Source organism: Streptomyces thermospinosisporus (assembly GCF_039526425.1).
Taxonomy (GTDB): Bacteria; Actinomycetota; Actinomycetes; order Streptomycetales; family Streptomycetaceae; genus Streptomyces; species Streptomyces thermocarboxydovorans.
The window spans coordinates 1-1,355 of the sequence record NZ_BAAAIZ010000158.1 but is presented as its reverse complement, the minus strand read 5'-3'; the positions used below and the strand labels follow the sequence as shown (position 1 = coordinate 1,355).

The window sequence follows — 1,355 nt, the reverse complement described above, 5'->3', positions numbered from 1 at the left end:
GTGTGCCCGTCGAGGCATGTAGCGGCAGAAGCGATGCGTGTGTGGCGGACGCGGTCGCGGTGCTATGAGAGCAACAGAGCCAGCGCTTCGTTCGCGTTGTGCTCGGCGATGTCCTGCATCACCGTGCGGTTCGGGAAATCGCCGTCGAGCAGGCGCAGGGGGCCGGCCACCAGTGAGAGACGCATCGCGAGCATGTAGAGGCCGAGCCGTGCCGGATCGAGCCCGGGGCGGGACAAGGCTGAGTACTGGTCACCGAAACGAAGCTGCAGGAACACGTGCTCCCACTCGACATCGAAGAACATCAGGCCCTCGATGTCGATGAGGACGGGGTGGCCGGAGGCATCGACCAGGACATGGTCGGGCCCGAGTTCGCCGTGGATCAGTCCGTGCTGCGTGCGCGGAGCCACTCGTGTGGCCAGTTCCCGCAAGCGATCGTGCAACGAGGCTGCGGCTGATCCGATGCCGGGGTCGCGTTCGGCCGCCTCCGCGAGATCCTCGATGGCACGTTCGAGCACCAGTTGCTCGCATGAATCGCCACGTGCTTTGTCGCCCCGTTCGAGCACGTCCACCCTGCCGTAGTGCTGACTGTGCTGCTGGTGCATCACGTCGAGCATGGCGGCCAGCTCGCTCAAGGCATGTGATGCGCGTGCGGGATCCGTCTTCAGGAGCGCTTCCAGAGTGCCGTCGGCGACGTCCTCGACAACTGCCACGTCCGCCGGGTAGCGGCGTCGGCCGTCGTCAGCGAGAAGCACCCCTGGAACCCGGACTCCAAGGCCGTCCAGTCTCCGCTGGGCCGCCAGGAAGGGGGCCAGCCCGGAGGCGGGAGCGAACGGGTGGGCCGGGTCGATGGCTTCCGCAGCCGGCCAGAAGTTCTCGGTCTCGGCCCAGCTGTAGACGATCACACTCACTGCACGTGATCCGCTCGTGTGAACCCGGTAGACCCCCTTCTTGCTCCCGCCGCGCAACCGGTCCACTCCGACAACGCGCGCCTGCGCCCCCAGCGCCTCACGCACGATCCCTGACAAGGCTTCACTCTCCGTGAACTGGCGCATCCGCCGACCCCACCCCCAGCCAGAATGCACCGTTGGGCCGAGTCCGCTTCCAGCGAATCAGCCGGCCCTGGCAGGTTCTTCAGCTCGTGCTCGGGTGCCGGCGAGGCGGTAGGAGCCGGTGCCAGTTGCGATGACGGTGCCGTTGAAGGTGAGGCGGTCGACGATGGCCGCGCAGAGGCGGGGATCGGTGAAGGTCTTGGTCCCGCCATCTGGGGCTGGCACTTGTTCCCTCACAAGAGTTGTGGGGTCGTGCCCCTTGGCGTGGTGTAGATGATCATTCGTTGGTGGCGGGCAGCAGGGTGG

At 66.7% G+C, this 1,355-nt stretch carries 1 protein-coding gene and 1 pseudogene; both read right to left on the bottom strand.

Annotation, left to right across the window (positions count from 1 at the left end):
• Positions 1-62: 62 nt before the first annotated feature.
• Positions 63-1,052 (bottom strand): phosphotransferase family protein, encoded by a 990-nt coding sequence (locus ABD207_RS32005; RefSeq protein ID WP_344016824.1) that lies wholly within the window; start codon positions 1,050-1,052, stop codon positions 63-65.
• 57 nt (positions 1,053-1,109) lie between these two features.
• A pseudogene (locus ABD207_RS32000) lies at positions 1,110-1,259 on the bottom strand (IS21-like element helper ATPase IstB); the annotation flags it as partial.
• Between the last annotated feature and the right edge of the window lie 96 nt (positions 1,260-1,355).

Excerpts from the sequence above, each read along its gene's own strand:
- ABD207_RS32005 (WP_344016824.1), bottom strand. The coding sequence starts at position 1,052 with ATGCGCCAGTTCACGGAGAGTGAAGCCTTGTCAGGGATCGTGCGTGAG.